The 18,863-nt window shown below is 71.6% G+C and carries 19 protein-coding genes; 10 read left to right on the forward strand and 9 right to left on the reverse strand.

Annotated elements, in window-relative coordinates; all coding sequences use genetic code 11:
* Positions 1 to 145: 145 nt before the first annotated feature.
* Positions 146 to 907, reverse strand: coding sequence for a phosphoglyceromutase (locus DIZ27_RS17005; protein WP_109379268.1), 762 nt, complete (start codon positions 905 to 907; stop codon positions 146 to 148).
* A 150-nt stretch (positions 908 to 1,057) separates the two neighbouring features.
* On the opposite strand from DIZ27_RS17005, the gene DIZ27_RS17010 reads away from it, so the two are divergent.
* Positions 1,058 to 2,338: an MFS transporter gene (locus DIZ27_RS17010; RefSeq protein WP_258308415.1), complete on the forward strand. Its 1,281-nt coding sequence runs from the start codon at positions 1,058 to 1,060 to the stop codon at positions 2,336 to 2,338.
* 32 nt (positions 2,339 to 2,370) lie between these two features.
* Here DIZ27_RS17010 and DIZ27_RS17015 read toward each other — a convergent pair whose 3' ends face one another.
* The 3 genes from DIZ27_RS17015 to phoU all read right to left on the reverse strand — a co-directional run bounded on the left by DIZ27_RS17015 (position 2,371) and on the right by phoU (position 3,776).
* Positions 2,371 to 2,622: an SCO4226 family nickel-binding protein gene (locus DIZ27_RS17015; protein WP_109379269.1), complete on the reverse strand. Its 252-nt coding sequence runs from the start codon at positions 2,620 to 2,622 to the stop codon at positions 2,371 to 2,373.
* A gap of 163 nt (positions 2,623 to 2,785) precedes the next feature.
* Positions 2,786 to 2,947: a hypothetical protein gene (locus DIZ27_RS17020; protein ID WP_109379270.1), complete on the reverse strand. Its 162-nt coding sequence runs from the start codon at positions 2,945 to 2,947 to the stop codon at positions 2,786 to 2,788.
* Positions 2,948 to 3,074: 127 nt separating this feature from the next.
* Positions 3,075 to 3,776, reverse strand: a complete 702-nt coding sequence (gene phoU, locus DIZ27_RS17025) for a phosphate signaling complex protein PhoU (protein WP_109379271.1) — start codon at positions 3,774 to 3,776, stop codon at positions 3,075 to 3,077.
* A 269-nt stretch (positions 3,777 to 4,045) separates the two neighbouring features.
* On the opposite strand from phoU, the gene DIZ27_RS17030 reads away from it, so the two are divergent.
* Complete coding sequence (locus DIZ27_RS17030; RefSeq protein ID WP_109379272.1) at positions 4,046 to 5,446, forward strand: cell wall metabolism sensor histidine kinase WalK; 1,401 nt, start codon at positions 4,046 to 4,048, stop codon at positions 5,444 to 5,446.
* Positions 5,443 to 6,123 carry a response regulator transcription factor gene (locus tag DIZ27_RS17035; protein WP_030403545.1) on the forward strand — a complete coding sequence of 227 codons (681 nt, stop codon included), beginning with the start codon at positions 5,443 to 5,445 and terminating at the stop codon, positions 6,121 to 6,123. The genes DIZ27_RS17030 and DIZ27_RS17035 overlap by 4 nt, the downstream gene beginning before the upstream one ends.
* A 125-nt stretch (positions 6,124 to 6,248) precedes the next feature.
* Here the strand turns inward: DIZ27_RS17035 and DIZ27_RS17040 are convergent, their stop codons facing one another.
* Positions 6,249 to 6,908, reverse strand: coding sequence for a DUF461 domain-containing protein (locus DIZ27_RS17040; protein ID WP_109379273.1), 660 nt, complete (start codon positions 6,906 to 6,908; stop codon positions 6,249 to 6,251).
* A gap of 768 nt (positions 6,909 to 7,676) precedes the next feature.
* Between DIZ27_RS17040 and DIZ27_RS17050 the strand changes: the two genes are divergently transcribed.
* The 6 genes from DIZ27_RS17050 to DIZ27_RS17075 all read left to right on the forward strand — a co-directional run bounded on the left by DIZ27_RS17050 (position 7,677) and on the right by DIZ27_RS17075 (position 14,357).
* Positions 7,677 to 8,159: a CarD family transcriptional regulator gene (locus DIZ27_RS17050; RefSeq protein WP_109379274.1), complete on the forward strand. Its 483-nt coding sequence runs from the start codon at positions 7,677 to 7,679 to the stop codon at positions 8,157 to 8,159.
* Between the two features lie 437 nt (positions 8,160 to 8,596).
* On the forward strand, positions 8,597 to 9,373 hold the full coding sequence (ispD, locus tag DIZ27_RS17055; RefSeq protein ID WP_109379275.1) for a 2-C-methyl-D-erythritol 4-phosphate cytidylyltransferase: 777 nt from the start codon (positions 8,597 to 8,599) through the stop codon (positions 9,371 to 9,373).
* Positions 9,363 to 9,860, forward strand: coding sequence for a 2-C-methyl-D-erythritol 2,4-cyclodiphosphate synthase (ispF, locus tag DIZ27_RS17060; protein WP_109379276.1), 498 nt, complete (start codon positions 9,363 to 9,365; stop codon positions 9,858 to 9,860). Before ispD ends, ispF begins: the two co-directional genes overlap by 11 nt.
* A 75-nt stretch (positions 9,861 to 9,935) precedes the next feature.
* A complete protein-coding gene (cysS, locus tag DIZ27_RS17065; RefSeq protein ID WP_109379277.1) occupies positions 9,936 to 11,342 on the forward strand; it encodes a cysteine--tRNA ligase in 1,407 nt (468 codons plus the stop codon).
* A 188-nt stretch (positions 11,343 to 11,530) separates the two neighbouring features.
* Positions 11,531 to 12,472 carry a 23S rRNA (guanosine(2251)-2'-O)-methyltransferase RlmB gene (gene rlmB, locus DIZ27_RS17070; protein WP_109379278.1) on the forward strand — a complete coding sequence of 314 codons (942 nt, stop codon included), beginning with the start codon at positions 11,531 to 11,533 and terminating at the stop codon, positions 12,470 to 12,472.
* Positions 12,473 to 12,590: 118 nt separating this feature from the next.
* The gene (locus DIZ27_RS17075; protein WP_181383560.1) at positions 12,591 to 14,357 is read left to right on the forward strand and encodes a DoxX family membrane protein; all 1,767 of its coding nucleotides are present in this window, start codon (positions 12,591 to 12,593) and stop codon (positions 14,355 to 14,357) included.
* Positions 14,358 to 14,449: 92 nt separating this feature from the next.
* On the opposite strand, the gene DIZ27_RS17080 is transcribed toward DIZ27_RS17075, so the two are convergent.
* The 4 genes from DIZ27_RS17080 to DIZ27_RS17095 form a co-directional block, all read right to left on the reverse strand.
* Positions 14,450 to 15,181, reverse strand: coding sequence for a nucleotidyltransferase family protein (locus DIZ27_RS17080; RefSeq protein ID WP_109379280.1), 732 nt, complete (start codon positions 15,179 to 15,181; stop codon positions 14,450 to 14,452).
* Between the two features lie 98 nt (positions 15,182 to 15,279).
* Complete coding sequence (locus DIZ27_RS17085; RefSeq protein ID WP_109379369.1) at positions 15,280 to 15,750, reverse strand: hypothetical protein; 471 nt, start codon at positions 15,748 to 15,750, stop codon at positions 15,280 to 15,282.
* 235 nt (positions 15,751 to 15,985) lie between these two features.
* Positions 15,986 to 17,074: an ABC transporter ATP-binding protein gene (locus DIZ27_RS17090; protein WP_109379281.1), complete on the reverse strand. Its 1,089-nt coding sequence runs from the start codon at positions 17,072 to 17,074 to the stop codon at positions 15,986 to 15,988.
* A 198-nt stretch (positions 17,075 to 17,272) separates the two neighbouring features.
* Positions 17,273 to 18,298 (reverse strand): YafY family protein, encoded by a 1,026-nt coding sequence (locus tag DIZ27_RS17095; protein WP_109379282.1) that lies wholly within the window; start codon positions 18,296 to 18,298, stop codon positions 17,273 to 17,275.
* Between the two features lie 128 nt (positions 18,299 to 18,426).
* Here DIZ27_RS17095 and DIZ27_RS17100 point away from each other — a divergent pair, with 128 nt between their 5' ends.
* Complete coding sequence (locus DIZ27_RS17100; protein WP_109379283.1) at positions 18,427 to 18,837, forward strand: DUF3224 domain-containing protein; 411 nt, start codon at positions 18,427 to 18,429, stop codon at positions 18,835 to 18,837.
* Positions 18,838 to 18,863: the final 26 nt, after the last annotated feature.

Here is an 18,863-nt window from a genome sequence, read left to right on the forward strand (position 1 = left end):
ACTGACACGGGATGCTGCCCATGGACGGGCAGACCGGCGCAGTGGAGAAGCCGGGCGAGGCTTGGCGGCTCAGGGGCGGCCTCAGTGCAGCGAGAAGCCCCCTGCCGGCGGAAGAACCGCAGGCAAGGGGCCTACTCGTGCGGGCTTACTTCTTCTTGCCCTGGTTCTTGACCGCCTCGATGGCGGCCGCGGCCGCGTTCGGGTCGAGGTAGGTGCCGCCGGGGATGACCGGCTTGAAGTCGGCGTCGAGCTCGTAGGAGAGGGGGATGCCCGTCGGGATGTTCAGGCCCGCGATGTCGGCGTCGGAGATGCCGTCGAGGTGCTTGACCAGGGCGCGCAGGCTGTTGCCGTGGGCGGCGACCAGGACCGTGCGGTTGGCCAGGAGGTCGGGGACGATCGAGTCGAACCAGTACGGGAGCATCCGGACGACGACGTCCTTCAGGCACTCCGTGCGCGGGCGCAGCTCCGGCGGGAGGGTCGCGTAGCGCGGGTCGTGGAACTGGGAGTACTCGGCCTCGGTGTCCAGCGGGGGCGGCGGGGTGTCGTAGGAGCGGCGCCACAGCATGAACTGCTCCTCGCCGAACTCCGCGAGGGTCTGCGCCTTGTCCTTGCCCTGGAGGGCGCCGTAGTGGCGCTCGTTCAGGCGCCAGCTGCGGCTGACCGGGATCCAGAGGCGGTCGGCGGACTCCAGCGCCAGCTGCGCGGTGCGGATGGCGCGCTTCTGGAGGGACGTGTGGACCACGTCGGGCAGCAGGCCGGCTTCCTTGAGCAGCTCACCGCCGCGCGTCGCCTCCTTCTCGCCCTTCGGAGTGAGGTTGACGTCCACCCAGCCGGTGAACAGGTTCTTCGCGTTCCAATCGCTCTCGCCGTGGCGGAGGAGGATCAGCTTGTACGGTGCGTCGGCCATGGGTCCGAGCGTAATCGAAGCCGCGAGCGGGCCGTGCCCCCGCTCGATGGGCGGACGGTCGGCGGGACCCGTTAATCGAGTGGTGGACTCCTCCGGCTCCTTTGTAAGGTGTGCTCGCCGTTTCAGGTGCTTACCTCGGGGGGTTGCGTGGTGTCCGTCGTCCGTGTCCGGCGTGCGGTGCGGGAGACCGTGTCCGGGTTGCCCTCGGCGTTCTGGTGGCTGTGGACCAGCACCCTCGTCAACCGGCTCGGTGCCTTCGTCGCCACCTTCATGGCGCTCTACCTCACCCTCGACCGCGGCTACTCCGCCACCTACGCCGGTCTCGTCGCCGCCGTGCACGGCCTCGGCGGGGTGATCTCCTCGCTGGGCGCCGGGGTGATGACCGACCGGATCGGCCGGCGGCCCACGCTGCTCATCGCGCAGGCCTCCACCGCCGTGTCCGTGGCGGCCCTCGGCTTCGTGCGCGACCCCGTCTCCATCGCCGCCGTCGCCTTCCTCGTCGGCATGGCCAGCAACGCGTCCCGGCCCGCCGTCCAGGCGATGATGGCCGACATCGTCCGGCCCGAGGACCGCATCCGCGCCTTCTCCCTCAACTACTGGGCCATCAACCTCGGCTTCGCCGTCTCCGCCACGGCCGCCGGGTTCATCGCCGAGTACAGCTACCTCGCCGGGTTCCTCATCGAGGCCGCGATGACCATGGTGTGCGCCGTCGTCGTCTTCGTGAAGCTCCCCGAGTCGAAGCCCGTGCGGAGTGCCGAGGAGGCGCGGGAGGACTCCGTGGGGCTGGGGACCGTCCTGCGGGACGGGCGGTTCATGGGGGTCGTCGGGCTCTCCTTCCTCGTCGCGCTGATCTTCATGCAGGGGTCCGTCGGACTGCCCGTCGCGATGGGCGCGGCCGGGTTCACCCCGGCCGACTACGGCATGGCCATCGCGGTCAACGGTGTGCTGATCGTCGCGCTGCAGATTCCGGTGACCCGGTTCATCGAGCACCGGGACCCCGGACGACTGCTGGTGATCTCCTCGCTCCTCGCCGGGTACGGCTTCGGCCTCACCGCCTTCGCCGGGTCGGTCGGCGTCTTCGCCCTCACCGTCTGCGTGTGGACGCTCGCCGAGATCGTCAACGCGCCCACCCAGACCGGGCTGGTCGTCCAGCTGTCGCCGGCCCACGGACGCGGGCGCTACCAGGGCATGTACACCATGTCCTGGGCCGTCGCCGCGCTGGTCGCCCCACTGATGTCGGGGTTCGTCATCGACCGGTTCGGGGCGCGGTGGCTGTGGGGCCTGTGCGCCGTCATCGGCACCGTGGCCGGACTCGGGTACGGGCTGCTGATGCGCCGCCTGTCGGCCGAGGAGACCGCGACCGGCGCGGGGAAGGCCGGCGGGGGCAAGGCCGACGGGGTGCAGCAGACGCCGGAGGTCAGTGCTCCCTGAGGGGCGCCGCCTCCGGCGGGGGTCGGGTCCGCCTACTGCACCGACAGCGGCACCGCGTGGATCTCGTCGGCCTTGTGGCCGGTGCGCTCGTGGACGCGTTGCACCGCTTCGGCGGAGGGTGCCTCCGAGAGGCAGTAGATCGTGCCGGACTCCGGGTCCGCCCAGGACTGCCGGAAGTAGACGCTCTCTTCCTCCTGTATCGCGAGGTCGGCCTCATGCGCCTGCCGCAGCTGGTCCGCCGTGATGCCCTGCATGCCGTGGTGGATGTCCATGAACTGGGTCACGGCCTCGCACCTCCTTCCCACTCCGGGCCGTACGTACCGACTCGGGGCGTACGTACTTCCATGCTGCGCCCGCACCGGCCGCCCGGCATGCCGAAGGCCCCGACGGTCGCCGGGGCCTTCGGGACGGGTGTTGCAACGAGCGACGGACAACCAGTGGGCGTGCTCAGCACTGGCAGGGGCTGCCCGACTGGCAGCCACAGCTGCAGCCGGAGCCGCAGCCGCACGCGGCGACCAGGGTCAGGCTCCTGATCTCGGCGGGCTGCTCCGTCTCCCGCTCCTGCGTGGGATCGGGCATCGTGCCGGGGGAGCTGGGGGAATCGGCCATGGGTCCCTCCTCGAGACTGGCGCCGTACCTGTGCCCATTGGATGCCCGTTCCAGCGGGCGCATCAACGGCGCATTGGGGCTCATGCGCGCCCCCGGCCGATTCCCGCGCCCCCCTCACGCCGTCCGGTCAGGCATCCTGCGCCCCCGGCACCGGCTGGATGTCGGGCTGGATGTCCGGCTGGATCTCGTCCGCGTGCTCGCCCGTGACCAGGTAGACCACCCGCTTGGCGACCGAGACCGCGTGGTCGGCGTAGCGCTCGTAGTAGCGGCCCAGCAGGGTCACGTCGACGGCCGTCTCGATGCCGTGCTTCCAGCGGTCGTCCATCAGGTGCTGGAAGAGGGTGCGGTGCAGCAGGTCCATCTCGTCGTCGTCCTGCTCCAGCTGGAGCGCCAGGTCGACGTCCTTGGTGATGATCACCTCGGCCGCCTTGGCCATCAGGCGCTGGGCCAGCTGGCCCATCTCCAGGATGGTCGCGTGCAGGTCCTGCGGAACCGCACGCTCCGGGAAGCGCAGCCGGGCCAGCTTCGCCACGTGCTGCGCCAGGTCGCCGGACCGCTCCAGATCGGCCGACATGCGCAGCGAGGTCACGACGATCCGCAGATCGGTCGCCACCGGCTGCTGGCGCGCCAGCAGGGCTATGGCACGGGCCTCCAGGTCGTGCTGGAGCTCGTCGACCTTCTGGTCGCCCTCGATCACGTGCTCGGCGAGCTTCAGGTCGGTGTCGAGGATGGCCGTCGTGGCGCGCCCGATCGCCGACCCGACCAGTCGGGTCATCTCCACCAGACTGTCGCCGATCGAATCCAGTTCCTCGTGGTACGCGTCCCGCATCAGGGTTCCTCTCATGCGTCTACTCGGGGCTTCGGGAGCCGGGCTCCCGCGGGGTTCCGGGGCGGGTGCTCCGCCACGCAGTCGACGGCGCGAACCCCGCGCGACCGACGGTGCGAAACCCCACGCTCCCACGCTCCGATCCTTACGCGTCCGGTTCCGCCACCCCAAATGAACCATCCCTGGCTCCAAGGTGAACTCTGGGCGACGAGTGTTCGAGCTTGCCCTCTCGTGGCTGTGGCCACCGGTCGGCGCATGCCTAACCTGGACACATGGACGTGAACGCGGCGGTCGCCGCAGCGGCGGCGATCGCCGGAGTGCTCACCGGCGCCTTCGCCGTGCTGGCGTTCCGCTTCAGCGAGCGCGAACAACGACGCCCCACGCGTTCCTCGCTGCACACGGACCCGGTGCTTCCGCCCGGCGTGGACACCGTGCTCTCCGTACTGCGCTCCTCCGCCGTCGTCCTGGACGAGGCGGACGGCGTGGTCAAGGCCAGCTCCGCCGCGTACGCCCTCGGGCTGGTCCGCGGCGGCAAGCTCGCCGTGGAACCCATGCTGCAGATGGCCCGCGACACCCGGCGGGACGGCGAGATACGGCAGGTCGAACTGGATCTGCCCCGCCGCGGCACCGGGCGCGGCGAGGCCCTCGCCGTCTCCGCGCGGGTGGCGCCCCTCGGCTCCCGGCTCGTCCTGCTGCTCGTGGAGGACCTCACCGAGGCCCGCCGCATCGAGGCGGTACGGCGCGACTTCGTCGCCAACGTCAGCCATGAGCTCAAGACCCCCGTCGGCGCGCTCTCCCTGCTCTCCGAAGCCGTCATGGACGCCTCCGACGACCCCGAGGCCGTGGAGCGCTTCGCCGGCCGGATGCAGGGCGAGGCCACCCGCCTCACCAATCTGGTGCAGGAGCTCATCGACCTCTCCCGCGTCCAGAACGACGACCCGCTCGAGGACGCCGAACCCGTCACCGTGTACGAACTGGTCGCCGAGGCCGTCGACCGCTGCCGCCACGCGGCGGGCACCAAGCAGATCACCATGGCCTCGAACGTGTGGGCGCCCGACGGGCTCGAAGGGACCGAGGGGTCCGAAGGGCTCGAAGGGCCCGCTCAGGAGGGCGGTGGGCACCAGCCGAGCGCCGCGGACCTGCGCGTGTGGGGCAACCGCGGCCAGCTCGCCGCAGCCCTCGGCAACCTCGTCGAGAACGCCGTCAACTACTCACCCGCCCGCACCCGCGTCGGCATCGCGGCCCGCAGGGTCGCCCAGCCGGGCGGGGACCTGATCGAGATCGCCGTGACCGACCAGGGCATAGGAATCTCCGACAAGGAGAAGGAGCGCGTCTTCGAGCGCTTCTACCGCGTCGACCCGGCCCGCTCCCGTGCCACGGGCGGTACCGGTCTGGGCCTCGCGATCGTCAAGCACGTGGCCGCCTCGCACGGCGGGGAGGTCACGGTGTGGAGCGCCGAAGGCCAGGGCTCCACGTTCACCCTGCGGCTCCCCGAGGCCGCCGCGGCCCCCACCCGCGGCAGCGGCCTCGGCGGCCCCCCGTCGTCCCACCAGGACGACCCCGAAGGCCTCGACGGCGAGGCCGGACGGTCCGCTTCCTCATCCCCCCGATCCCCCCACGCTTCCGATTCATCCGCGTACGAAACGCTTCCCTCCCCGGAGGTCCTTCCGTGACCCGAGTGCTCGTCGTCGAGGACGAGGAGTCCTTCTCCGACGCCCTGTCGTACATGCTCCGCAAGGAGGGCTTCGAGGTCGCCGTCGCGGCCACGGGGCCCGACGGCCTCGACGAGTTCGAGCGCAACGGCGCCGACCTCGTCCTCCTCGACCTGATGCTGCCCGGCCTGCCGGGCACCGAGGTGTGCCGCCAGCTGCGCGGCCGTTCCAACGTCCCCGTCATCATGGTGACCGCCAAGGACAGCGAGATCGACAAGGTGGTCGGCCTGGAGATAGGCGCCGACGACTACGTCACCAAGCCGTTCTCCTCGCGCGAACTGGTCGCCCGTATCCGCGCCGTGCTGCGCCGCAGGGGCGAGCCCGAGGAGGTCGCCCCCGCCGCCCTGGAGGCCGGCCCGGTCCGCATGGACGTCGACCGGCACGTGGTCACCGTGGGCGGCACCAAGGTCGACCTGCCGCTCAAGGAGTTCGACCTGCTGGAGATGCTGCTGCGCAACGCCGGGCGCGTGCTGACCCGGATGCAGCTCATCGACCGGGTCTGGGGCGCCGACTACGTGGGCGACACCAAGACCCTCGACGTCCACGTCAAGCGGCTGCGCGCCAAGATCGAGCCGGACCCGGGCGCGCCGCGCTACCTGGTGACGGTCCGGGGGCTGGGCTACAAGTTCGAGCCCTGAGACCCCGGCCCGGCCACGGGCGGCCGTTGCCCGGCACCCGTGGCCGGCACTCGTCGGTACGACGGTGGGCGGGACCCCTGCGCAGGGGTCCCGCCCACCGTCGTGTGCGGCTGTGCCGCCGGTGCTCAGTTGCCGGCCGACTGGCTGGCCGAGGCCGCGTCGGACGGGGTGCCCGCCGGGGCGTCGGAGCCCTCGGCCCCCTCGGTCGCGGAGTCGCCCGGCGCGCCGGAGGCTTCCGCCGACGGCTCCGACGAGGTGCCCGGCGCGGCCGGGATCTCGCTCGGGCCCCACTCGCTGAAGAAGCTCTCGGCGGGGTGGACGAACGCGCGCAGGCTCACGTCACCGGTCTTGCTGAAGGTGAACGTGACCGGCTGCGCGTTGCCGTCCTGGACGGCCTCACGGCTGCTGGGCAGGACGGCGGAGGCGTTGCCCGCGCCGCCGATGATGAGCGAGCCGCCGGCCGGGACGGTCAGGCTGCCGCCCTTGGCGGGGGTGAGCGCGACGGTCTTGCCGGTGCCGGGGAGGGTGATCGACTCCAGCGTCTGGTCGCTGCGGCCCTCGTTGAACAGGGTCGCGGCGACGACGGCGGGGCCCGTGGACTCGCGGTCCGGCTGGGTGACGACGATGGCGTTCTGGACCTTGATGTCGCCCACGCTCGTCGCGGCGTTGTCCGGCTGGATCTGCAGGGACTGGGCGTTGTTGCCGGATGTGCACGCGGAGAGCGAGGCGACTGAGAACGCGATGGCGGCGGCGGCGATGGCGCCGCGTCGAAGGCTGCTGCTCACGGCGGCGGCAACTCCTTGACTCGAGCGAGCGGTGGCGACCGGGTCGGCCGCCTGCAAATGTCTGTCAGCGGCCTCAGGCTATCGAGCCGTTCTCGCGCGCCCGCACCCGACCCTCCCTGAGAGGACCGCCGTTCCCCCGGAAGGTGCGCGCGGACCGCGGCCGTCACTCGACCACCAGCCGTTTTCGCAGGCGTCTGCGGGGCCGTGGACGACTCGCGGCCGCCTCCCCGCGAACGCCTCTCCGCGGACGACGCCGCAGAGGACGCCGTGGGTGACTCGCTTAAGTGACTCGCCGGTTACTTCGGTCGCGCACTCCTCCGACATTCACATAAGTGCGGGCGGGATCGTCCGCGGCACCTTCTCGGAGTGGCGCATATTTCGTGAAGGAATGCGGCGGCGGACCGGGAAATGCCGGGGCGGTCCGGAAATTGATCACCGGCCGCTCGTCCCGGAGGGCATGTGATCAATTCCGGATTCGGCCGGAACCCTGTCGCGCACACCGAACGGAGTAGCGGAAGTCGAGCGCTTGGGGGTGGACATATGGGGACGTTTGGTCGCCTGCGGGGGGCTTCGGATGCGTGTAACGTACGCGTTTCACTTGCCCCGAAGGGCCCCTCCGACCTGCGAATACGTGCTTCCGCTCAGTGGTCGCAGCACGTCCCCGACGCTGTTGTCAAGCCCCGAGAATGGCCCTGACCTGCGAAAACGTCATTCAGAACACGCCGTATCCGTGTTACCCTGGATAGCCACGGAAGGGGTACCTGTCACATGACGTTCAAGGTTGGCGACACCGTGGTCTATCCCCATCACGGGGCCGCGCTGATCGAGGCTATCGAAACTCGCCAGRTCAAAGGCGTGGACAAGACCTACTTGGTGCTGAAGGTCGCCCAGGGTGACCTGACGGTGCGTGTGCCAGCGGACAATGCGGAGTTCGTCGGCGTACGTGATGTGGTCGGTCAGGACGGGTTGGACCGGGTCTTCGAGGTGCTGCGCGCACCGTACGCCGAGGAGCCCACGAACTGGTCCCGTCGCTACAAGGCAAACCTGGAGAAGCTCGCTTCGGGCGATGTCATCAAGGTCGCGGAAGTCGTGCGTGACCTGTGGCGCCGCGAGCGTGAGCGCGGACTCTCCGCCGGTGAGAAGCGCATGCTCGCCAAGGCGCGCCAGATTCTGGTCAGCGAGCTCGCCCTCGCGGAGAAGACCAACGAGGACAAGGCCGAGGCTCTCCTCGACGAGGTTCTCGCCTCGTAAGGCGAGACGGACGAGGCAGGCGGAGCTTCACGTCGCCAGTACGTACATCGAAGTGCGTCGAAATGCCGCGGTGCCCGATGACGGATGTGATGTCGCCGGGCGCTGCGGCATGTCCGTCCCCGGGCGGCACCCGTACTCCGCAGCCGGTCCGTACGCCGCACCCCTGCGCCGTACACACCCGCTCCGTACGCCCCCGCGCCGCGCCCCGCAGCGCTTCCCGGCACGTGCGCCGCGCCGGGAAAGTGTCACCACGCGTGTCCCCGCCCCTGGCGTGCGGGTCCGGGCGGCCGGCCCGACCAGAGTCACGGAAGGGGCTGGTCAAGGCGGTACGCCCGGCGCTCCCCCCACTCCGGGAGCAGGGGCTACGCCCAGGCCATACCCACCCAGGCCCTGTCGTCAAACTCCCCGGGCCGAGCACACCAACCTGACAGGAACCGATGTCTGACGATCCGCTCCTTCCGCCGACGCCGAACCCCGCATCCGGCCGTACGACCGCCCGCACGGCGGCCGTGATCCCGGCCGCCGGCCGGGGCGTGCGCCTCGGGCCGGGAGCCCCCAAGGCGCTCCGCGCGCTGGGCGGCACGCCCATGCTCATCCACGCGATCCGCGCGATGGCCGCGTCCCGCGCCGTCTCCCTGGTCGTCGTCGTGGCCCCGCCCGAGGGCGCCGCGGAGGTCAGGACGCTGCTCGACGCGTACGCGCTGCCCGACCGCACCGACTTCGTCGTCGTCCCCGGTGGGGAGACCCGCCAGGAGTCGGTGAAGCTCGGCCTCGACGCCCTGCCGCCCGGCTTCGACATCGTCCTGGTGCACGACGCGGCCCGCCCGCTCGTCCCCGTGGACACCGTGGACGCCGTCGTCGCGGCCGTCCGTGACGGCGCCCCCGCCGTGGTCCCGGCGCTGCCGCTGGCCGACACCGTCAAGCAGGTCGAACCGGCCGACGCCCCCGGCGAGCCGGAGCCCGTGGTCGCCACTCCCGACCGGTCCCTGCTGCGTGCCGTGCAGACCCCGCAGGGCTTCGACCGGGCCACCCTGGTGCACGCGCACGAGACGGTGACCGACGACGTCACCGACGACGCGAGCATGGTCGAGCAGCTCGGCCGGACCGTCGTCACCGTCCCCGGCCACGAGGAGGCCTTCAAGGTCACCCGTCCCCTGGACCTCGTCCTCGCGGAGGCGGTCCTGGCCCGCAGGAGGCTCAACGATGGCTTCTGAACCCCTGCCGGTGCTCCCGCGGGTCGGCATCGGCACCGACATCCACGCCTTCGAGGACGGCCGGGAACTGTGGTGCGCCGGCCTCAAGTGGGAGGGCCAGGGGCCCGGGCTCGCCGGGCACTCCGACGCCGACGTCGTGGCGCACGCCGCCTGCAACGCCCTGTTCTCCGCCGCCGGCCTCGGTGACCTGGGGCAGCACTTCGGCACCGGGCGGCCCGAGTGGTCCGGCGCCTCCGGCGTGACCCTGCTGACCGAGGCCGCGCGGATCGTGCGGGCGGCCGGCTTCCGGATCGGCAACGTCGCGGTGCAGGTGGTGGGGGACCGGCCCAAGATCGGCAAGCGCCGGGACGAGGCCCAGAAGATCCTCACCGAGGCCGCCGGCGCACCGGTGTCGGTCTCCGGCGCCACCACCGACGGACTCGGGTTCCCCGGCCGCGGCGAAGGACTGATGGCCGTCGCCACCGCCCTCGTCGTCCACACCGGCTGACGACACGGACAGGGAGGACGACACGGGCCGGGAAAGGGGCGCGAGGCACCGTCCCGGGCCGACTACCCTGGAGGGGTGACTATTCGCCTGTACGACACCAGCGCCCGGCAGATCCGTGACTTCACCCCGCTCCAGCCGGGTTGCGTCTCGATCTACCTGTGCGGTGCCACCGTCCAGGCGGCACCGCACATCGGGCACATCCGCTCGGGACTGAACTTCGACATCATGCGCCGCTGGTTCGAGTACCGCGGCCTGAAGGTGACGTTCATCCGCAACGTCACGGACATCGACGACAAGATCATCGCGAAGTCCGCGGAGCAGAACCGCCCCTGGTGGGCCATCGGCTACGAGAACGAGCGCGCCTTCACAGACGGCTACCAGGTCCTCGGCTGCCTCCCCCCGACCTACGAACCGCGTGCCACCGGCCACATCACCGAGATGGTCGAGATGATGCGCGGCCTCATCGAGCGCGGCCACGCCTACGAGGCCGACGGCAACGTCTACTTCGCCGTCACCTCGTTCCCCGAGTACCTGGGACTGTCCAACCAGGAGCTCGACAACCTGCTCCAGCCGTCCGGCGAGGGCGAGACCGGCAAGCGCGACCCGCGCGACTTCGCCATGTGGAAGGCGGCCAAGCCCGGCGAGCCGAGCTGGGAGACGCCGTGGGGCCGCGGGCGTCCCGGCTGGCACCTGGAGTGCTCGGCGATGGCCCACAAGTACCTCGGCACCGCCTTCGACATCCACGGCGGCGGCCTCGACCTGATCTTCCCGCACCACGAGAACGAGATCGCCCAGGCCAAGGCCTACGGCGACGAGTTCGCCCGGTACTGGGTGCACAACGCCTGGGTCACCATGAGCGGCGAGAAGATGTCGAAGTCGCTCGGCAACAGCGTCCTGGTCTCCGAGATGGTCAAGCGCTGGCGGCCCATCGTGCTCCGCTACTACCTCGGCACCCCGCACTACCGCTCGATGATCGAGTACAGCGAGGACGCCCTGCGCGAGGCCGAGTCCGCGTTCGCGCGGATCGAAGGCTTCATCCAGCGGGTGGGCGAGCTGACCGGCACGCCCGGCGCCGTCGAGCCGGCCACCGAGGTGCCGCCCGCCTTCGCCGAGGCCATGGACGACGACCTCGGCGTACCGCAGGCCCTGGCGGTGGTGCACACCACCGTCCGGCAGGGCAACAGCGCGCTGGCCGCCGACGACAAGGAAGCGGCCGTCGCCCGCCTCGCCGAGGTGCGCGCCATGCTCGCGGTCCTCGGCCTGGACCCCCTCGACGCGCACTGGGCCGGCGACGGCGACCGCGGCGAGGAGCTGAGCGGCGTCGTCGACACCCTCGTCCGCATGGTCCTCGACCAGCGCGAGGCCGCCCGCGCCCGCAAGGACTGGTCCACCGCGGACGCCATCCGGGACCAGCTCGGCCAGTCCGGACTGGTCATCGAGGACAGCCCGCAGGGACCGCGCTGGAGCCTCGGTCCGCGCTGAGGCAGGAGGAGGCGCCTCCTGAAATCTCCTGGAACCTCCGGGTTCCCCAAGATCGGGTTGTGCCGTCCGGGCCTCCGGGCGGCACACTTCACAGACGTAACACACACGCACGCGTGGGTACCTGCGGACGGACGCACATGAGCACGCACGCAGGCGCGCACGGACGACTTCACGGAGACGGGTACATCATGGCCGCGAACAACCGCCGCATGTCCGGCAAGAAGGGCGCGCAGGTCGGCAGCGGCGGCCAGCGGCGCCGGGGCCTGGAGGGCAAGGGGCCCACGCCCCCCGCCGAGATGCGCAAGGGGCACGCCAAGCAGCGCGCCGCCCAGGCGAAGGCACGCCGCGCCGCCGGACGCGCCCCGCAGCGGCGCGGCGGCGGCCGCTCGACCTCCGAACTCGTCGTCGGACGCAACCCCGTCGTCGAGGCGCTGCGCGAGGGCGTGCCCGCCTCCACGCTGTACGTCCAGCAGTTCATCGACAACGACGAGCGGGTGCGCGAGGCGCTCCAGCTCGCGGCCGAGCGCGGCGGCATCAACCTCATGGAGGCCCCCCGCCCCGAACTCGACCGGATGACCAACGGGCTGAACCACCAGGGCCTGGTCCTCCAGGTCCCGCCGTACGAGTACGCGCACCCGGAGGACCTCGTCGCGGGCGCCCACGACGAGGGCCGGGACCCGCTGATCGTCGCCCTCGACGGAGTCACCGACCCGCGCAACCTCGGCGCCGTCGTCCGCTCCGTCTCCGCCTTCGGCGGCCACGGCGTCGTCGTCCCCGAGCGGCGGGCCGCCGGGATGACCGCCGGAGCCTGGAAGACGTCCGCCGGCACGGCCGCCCGTACGCCCGTCGCCCGCGCCACCAACCTGACGCGCGCCCTGGAGGCGTACAAGAAGGCGGGGATCGTGGTCGTCGGGCTGGCCGCCGACGGGGAGTCCGAGATCGGCGAACTGGACGCGCTGGCGGGCCCGGTCGTGATCGTCGTCGGCAGCGAGGGCAAGGGGCTGTCCCGACTGGTCGGTGAAACCTGCGACTTCCGGGTGCGGATCCCGATGCCGGGCGGCGCCGAATCGCTCAACGCCGGTGTGGCGGCGGGAGTCGTGCTGTACGAGGCGGCACGCCGCCGCGCCTGAACGGGCGTTCGACGCCATCACCCACACGGGGTATTCCGGGTGGTCCGGACAAGCTTGACGCGGTCCGGACACATCCGGCGCGTCAAAGCAGTGTCCTATCACCACGTCACTCGGTTAGATGAGTGTGGACACCAGAACACCCCGCACACCCACGGGGGACCGCTCGTCGGGACTCGACGACGCTCCCGCGCTGAGCATGGTGAAGGTGCCGAGCGATCCGGCGCAGGTCATCGTCAATCACGCCAGCTTCCGCGTGCAGCTGGGCGCCTCGACGCGACGCGCCCGATCCCTGCGGATCGCACGGCACTTCAGCGTCGCCCAGGGCGCGCCCCGCATCCCCGTCGTCACCACCATGGGCGCCCCGGGCGGGACCGCGCCCCGGCGGCGCCCCGTCGTCTGGAGCAGTCGCTCCGCCCCCGACGACACCGGCGCGCACCGGCTTCTCCAGGCAGTGCGCCACGAAGGCGTCCGGCACGCCGACGAACCGCTCACCGACGCCGGAGCGACCCGGGTCATCCCCCGTGTCGGCGAGGGGTACGGCTACGCCGACGACCCGGCCGCCACCCAGCCCATCGAAGTGCCCGTCATCGGCCCCCAGCGCACCCACGGCGGCGCACCGCCCCTGCTGCCCCCCATGCGCCCCGTCGGCAGCGCCTACGACGAACCGGCCTACGGCGGCTACGGGGACTACGGTTACGACGAGCACGGCTACGACGAACACGGTTACGACGAACACGGTTACGACGAGCACGGTTACGACGAACAGGGCCACGACACCGGCGAGTTCGAGGGCGGCGGTGGCCACCGGGCCGCCGACCGGAAATCCGGCGGCCGCCGGGCCAGGCGCCAAGGCGACGACCCGGCCCGGCACGCCTACTACCCCGGCCGCCGGATGAACCTCGGCGTCGTCCTGCTCCCGCTGCGCGTCTTCCTCGGCTTCATCTCCATCTACGCCGGCATGGGCAAACTCTGCGACCCCGTCTACTTCGACGGCGGCGAACGCGGCTCCATGGTGACGTGGCTGAACACCCTGCACCCCTGGGAAGTCGCCCAGCCGCTCCAGCAGTTCGCCCTCGAGCACCCCGTCGGCGCCGGACTCGCCATCGCCTTCCTCCAGGTCGTCGTAGGCGTCCTCACCGTCCTCGGCTGCTGGCAGCGCGTCGCCGCCGTCGTCGGCGCCGTGCTCTCCGCCGCACTGCTGGTCACCGTCAGCTGGAAGAGCGCCCCCGCCTACGACGCGCCCGACATCATCTACCTCGCCGCCTGGTCCCCGCTGGTCATCGCCGGCGCCCCCGTCTACTCCGTCGACGGCCGCCTGGCCGCCCGCGCCTGGCGCCGCCTCGGCCCCCGTTCCGACCTGTGGGACCTGCGCCGCTACGTACTGCGCCGCGGCGCCCTCGTCACCGTCGTCGTCTGCGGGCTCACCCTGCTCGTCGGCTCGCTGCTCGGCGGTGCCGTGCGCGACGCCGACCGGGTGGTCGTCCCCGGGCCCGGCGAGGCCCCGCGCAACGAACTGCCCGGCTCCCCGCTCCCGAAGAAGCCCGACAGGAGCAGGCAGGGGACCCCGTCCGCCTCCACCTCGCCCAGCCGGAGCGCCTCCTCCGGAACGACCGGCCCGTCCGCCGGCACCACCAGCCCCGGCGCGACCCGGGACACCGGCGGCGCCGTCACCGGCGCGCCCAGCCAGACCCAGGGCACCACCGGTGAGGCCCCGCCCCAGCAGTCCTCCCCGGTCGACCAGGCCCCGAGCACCAGCTCCGGTCCCACCTCCGGCGGCGGCACCACGGGCGGCGGCGGAGACGACGGTGTCCCGAGCGACGGCGGCGAAGAAGAGGCCCCGCCCCCCGAGAAGCCCGGCCGGCTCGTGGGCGGCCTCCTGGGGTAGCCCGTCCGCGCGCCGACGACGACGGGGTCCCGCACGGTGACGTGCGGGACCCCGTCGTCGTGTCCGGACGGCGGTCGTGTCCGGATGGTGGGTCAGCGGTTCTGGGACGCCAGTTCCTTCGCCGCCTCGCTCAGGTCCTTCGCGGTGTCGATCGCCCGCCAGTAGGAGCCCTGCGGGATCGGGAACCCGGCCAGCCGGCGCTCACGGGCCAGTCGCGGGAACGTCGTACGCTCGTGGTCGCCGCGTTCCGGCAACAGGTCGGCGAACCCGGGGGAGAAGACGTACACACCCGCGTTGATCTCGAACGTCGACGGCGGGGCCTCGATGAAGTCGGTGATGTGACCGAACCCGTCGGTCTGCACGGCACCCCACGGAAGGCGCGGGCGGGCCAGGGCGAGGGTCGCGACGGCGTCCCGCTCGGTGTGGAAGTCGGCCATGTCGCGCAGCGAGAAACGGGTCCAGATGTCGCCGTTCGTGGCGTACCAGGGCCGGTCCGGGTGCGGGAGGCGGGCGGCGGCGTACTTCAGACCGCCGCCGCGGCCGAGCGGCTCCGTCTCGACGACGGTGGTGACGGAGAGGGGCAGATCGGCGGTCTCCAGCCACTTCTGCAGCACCTCGGCGAGATGGCCGCAGGAGACCACCACGTCCGTGACGCCCTCCTCGGCGAGCCAGGAGAGCTGATGGCCGATGATCGGGGTCCCCGTACCGGGAATCTCGACCATCGGCTTGGGCCGGTCGTCGGTGTACGGACGAAGCCGGGAGCCTTGGCCGCCGGCCAGGACGACGGCTTGCACGGGCCGCGACGCGGCGCTCGGATCGGTCATGAGCGCACTGTACGTGGCAGCCGGGGGACCGGACGGGCCGGGCGGCAGGCCCTCCTGCGGGCCGTGGCGTGGGCCGTGGTGCGGCCCCTGGGGCGGGCTCAGCGGTGGGCGGTGAGCACCCCCGACGCGAAGGAGGTGTCGCAGACCGGACGGGCGAAGGACTGGGCCCTGGCGGGACCGTAGATCCGGACCGCCGCCTTGCCCAGCGCACGGGCGATCGACGCGCAGTGCCGCGCCAGCGACGGGCGGTCGTCCACCGCCTGCTGGAGGTGGGTGAGGGCGACGCCCGGGTTCTCCCGCTGCGACTCGACCAGGAGCGTGTCCCGCAGCACCTCGTGCGGGGCGCGCGCGGCGGCACGCGAGGAGGCGACGGCCGAGGACGCGCCGGGCACAGCCGTGTCGGCGGCGGCGAGCACCGGACCCGAAGGGTTCCCCGACCAGTTGACCCGGGCGACCGCGAGGGTTCCGGAGAACACCAGGACGACGGGCAGGACGAAGGCGAGGGTGCGGCCGACCCGGCGGGCGGGGCCCCGGCGGCTTCGCGTCTGAGGCGTAGTGGAGTGCTTCACGCGTGTGAGGGTAGCGTCCAGTGATGACATGGAGACATTCAGTCACTGGTTCGGGTGACATGGGCGGGACGTTTTCTGGGTAACGCGTTGACGCACACTGCTCGAAACGCGCTGAATGTCAGGGTGTTCGTCGACGACGCAGACGCACGGAAGAGGGCCCCGCAGCGGTCTGCGGGGCCCTCTTCATCAAGTCGAGTGAATCACCCGGTGTGGTGCGACGGTTCGGTCACGGCCCTCAGTCGGACAGGCGCGCCCCGGACGACGTCGAGAACACGTGGGTCTCACCGGACTGCGGCACGACGTGCAGGGTGCTGCCCTTCTCCGGCACGTTGCGGCCGCCGACGCGGACGACGAGGTCCTTGGCCTCACCGCCGACCTGGGCGGTGCCGTACACGTACGCGTCGGAGCCCAGCTCCTCGACCACGTTGACGGTGACCGCGAGGCCCTGGTCGGACTCGGCACCGGCCACGTCGAAGTGCTCGGGGCGGACGCCGACGGTGACGGTCTTGTCGGTGGCGGCGGCCAGCGCGTCGCGGTCCACGGGGACCACCGAGTTGCCGAACTTCACGCCGCCGTCCGTGATGGGCACCTCGACGAGGTTCATCGCGGGGGAGCCGATGAAGCCGGCCACGAAGAGGTTGGCGGGCTTGTCGTACATGGTGCGCGGGGTGTCGACCTGCTGGAGCAGACCGTCCTTGAGGACCGCCACCCGGTCGCCCATGGTGAGGGCCTCGACCTGGTCGTGGGTCACGTACACAGTGGTGATGCCGAGACGGCGCTGCAGGCTCGCGATCTGCGTACGGGTGGAGACGCGGAGCTTGGCGTCCAGGTTGGACAGCGGCTCGTCCATCAGGAACACCTGCGGCTCACGCACGATGGCGCGGCCCATGGCGACACGCTGACGCTGACCACCGGAGAGCGCCTTCGGCTTGCGGTCCAGGTACTCCGTCAGGTCGAGGATCTTCGCGGCCTCCTCGACCTTCTGCCGGATCTCCGCCTTGTTGACGCCGGCGATCTTGAGCGCGAAGCCCATGTTGTCGGCGACCGTCATGTGCGGGTACAGGGCGTAGTTCTGGAACACCATGGCGATGTCCCGGTCCTTCGGCGGCAGGTGCGTGACGTCGCGCTCACCGATGCGGATCGCTCCGGCGTTCACGTCCTCGAGCCCGGCGAGCATGCGGAGCGAGGTGGACTTGCCGCAGCCGGACGGGCCGACGAGTACGAGGAACTCCCCGTCCTCGATGTCGATCTCGAGCGCGTCCACGGCGGGCTTGGTCGAACCGGGGTAGATCCGGGTCGCCTTGTCGAACGTGACAGTGGCCATGGTGAATGGGCCCCCTTCTACCGGCAGGAACGTGCCGGACGATCCGAGTAGGAAGGCGGTGCCACGACGGGATGTTCCGTTGTGGTTCCGAGTGGTGCAGTCCACGGAAGCGAACTGGCACAGGACGGTACCGGCGTTCACCTGATCTGTCAGTACCCGAAGCCTCGTGAACTTCGCGGAAACTTTCGCCGGCCGGTGTCACCGCTCGGCCGCGTAGCGCTCGGCGAGGACCGTCACGGCCCCCGCGACCGCCTGCCGCAGCCCCGGCGGACCGAGCACCTCCGCCTCGGTGCCGAGCCGGAGCAGATCGCCGACGGCGACCGCCTCCGACTCGACGGACAGCTCCACCTCGACCCGTCCCGCGCCGTCCGGCGGCCCCGCGTCCCGCAGTGCCCGTGCGCCCGCCGCCCCGAACTGCATCGGCAGCAGCTTCTGTCCGCGGGGCGAGAGCCGCAGCCGCGCGGTGCCCTGCCGCAGCGCCCCCTCCAGCCGCCGGGAGGACTCCGCCCAGTACGCGGCGAGAGCGAACCCGGCGGGACGGGTGAACAGGTCACCCGTCTCCTCCACCGCCTGGAAACGCGACACCCGGTAGGTGCGCACGATGTTCTCGGAGTCCTCGGAGTTCTCGGAGTCCTCGGAGTTCTTGGAGTTCTCGGACAGCGCCACGAGGTACCAGATGCCGCCCTTCAGCACGAGCCCCAGGGGGCGGACCTCCCGGTGCACCTCGCCCCGCCAGCGCTGGTAACGGGTGCTCAGCACCCGCCGCTCCCACACCGCCCCGGCGATCCGCTCCAGGTGCGGCACCGGGTCCGCGTCGCGGAACCAGGCGGGGGCGTCCAGATGGAACCGCTCACGCACCCGCCGGGCCTGATCCGCGAGTGCGCCGGGCAGGGCGGCCTCCACCTTCAGCTGGGCACTCGCCAGCACGGCCCCCAGGCCGAGGTCCCTGGCCGGTTCCGGCAGCCCGGCCAGGAACAGCGAGCCGGCCTCCGCGTCCGTCAGCCCGGTCAGCCGGGTGCGGTATCCCTCCATCAGGCGGTAGCCGCCCTCCGGCCCGCGCTCGCCACGGACCGGCACCCCGGACGCGCCGAGCGCCTCGATGTCCCGGTACACGGTGCGCACCGACACCTCCAGTTCCGCCGCGAGTTCGGGGGCGGTCATCAGACCGCGGTTCTGCAGCAGCAGGAGCAGGGAGAGAAGCCGGTCGGCACGCACGGGAGGCATTCTCCCGCCCCTCGGACGTACCTGACAGGAGATGTCAGGTACGGCTCCCAGGATGGTCGTGCCGGTCCGGCGCGGGACGGTCCTCGCCGACCGCACGACCGCACGACACGACCGAAGGGGAACCATCCATGCCCACCACCCGGACCACCGGCCACTTCACCTTCGCCGACTGGAAGGAGGTCCCCGTGGGCCCGGAGGACACCCACCCCCGGCTCGCACACGCCACCGTCACCAACGCCTTCACGGGCGGCATCGAGGCCGAGTCCACGACCTGCGACTACGCGATCTCCTATCTGACCGGCACGACCGGCTCCTTCGCGGGAATGGAACTCGTCCGCGGTCGCGTCGACGGGCATCAGGGCAGCTTCGTCCTCGAGGAGCGCGGGCGCTTCACCCCTGACGGGACCGTCCACTGCTCCTTCGAGGTCGTCGAGGGGTCGGGCACCGGCGAACTGGCCGGGCTGCGCGGCACCGGCGAGTTCACCTACCGGCACGGGGAGACGAAGGTGCCGTACACCTTCGCGTACGGCCTGGAGTGAGCGGGCCGGGCCCGCCGCCCCCAAGT

The sequence above is a fragment of the Streptomyces sp. NWU339 genome (genome assembly GCF_003143855.1).
Classification (GTDB): Bacteria; Actinomycetota; Actinomycetes; order Streptomycetales; family Streptomycetaceae; genus Streptomyces.

Excerpts from the sequence above, each read along its gene's own strand:
- DIZ27_RS17100 (WP_109379283.1), top strand. The coding sequence starts at position 18,427 with ATGCCCACCACCCGGACCACCGGCCACTTCACCTTCGCCGACTGGAAG.
- DIZ27_RS17005 (WP_109379268.1), bottom strand. The coding sequence starts at position 907 with ATGGCCGACGCACCGTACAAGCTGATCCTCCTCCGCCACGGCGAGAGC.
- DIZ27_RS17080 (WP_109379280.1), bottom strand. The coding sequence starts at position 15,181 with ATGACCGATCCGAGCGCCGCGTCGCGGCCCGTGCAAGCCGTCGTCCTG.
- DIZ27_RS17095 (WP_109379282.1), bottom strand. The coding sequence starts at position 18,298 with ATGCCTCCCGTGCGTGCCGACCGGCTTCTCTCCCTGCTCCTGCTGCTG.
- DIZ27_RS17090 (WP_109379281.1), bottom strand. The coding sequence starts at position 17,074 with ATGGCCACTGTCACGTTCGACAAGGCGACCCGGATCTACCCCGGTTCG.
- rlmB (WP_109379278.1), top strand. The coding sequence starts at position 11,531 with ATGGCCGCGAACAACCGCCGCATGTCCGGCAAGAAGGGCGCGCAGGTC.
- ispF (WP_109379276.1), top strand. The coding sequence starts at position 9,363 with ATGGCTTCTGAACCCCTGCCGGTGCTCCCGCGGGTCGGCATCGGCACC.
- phoU (WP_109379271.1), bottom strand. The coding sequence starts at position 3,776 with ATGCGGGACGCGTACCACGAGGAACTGGATTCGATCGGCGACAGTCTG.
- DIZ27_RS17020 (WP_109379270.1), bottom strand. The coding sequence starts at position 2,947 with ATGGCCGATTCCCCCAGCTCCCCCGGCACGATGCCCGATCCCACGCAG.
- DIZ27_RS17030 (WP_109379272.1), top strand. The coding sequence starts at position 4,046 with ATGGACGTGAACGCGGCGGTCGCCGCAGCGGCGGCGATCGCCGGAGTG.
- ispD (WP_109379275.1), top strand. The coding sequence starts at position 8,597 with ATGTCTGACGATCCGCTCCTTCCGCCGACGCCGAACCCCGCATCCGGC.
- DIZ27_RS17075 (WP_181383560.1), top strand. The coding sequence starts at position 12,591 with ATGAGTGTGGACACCAGAACACCCCGCACACCCACGGGGGACCGCTCG.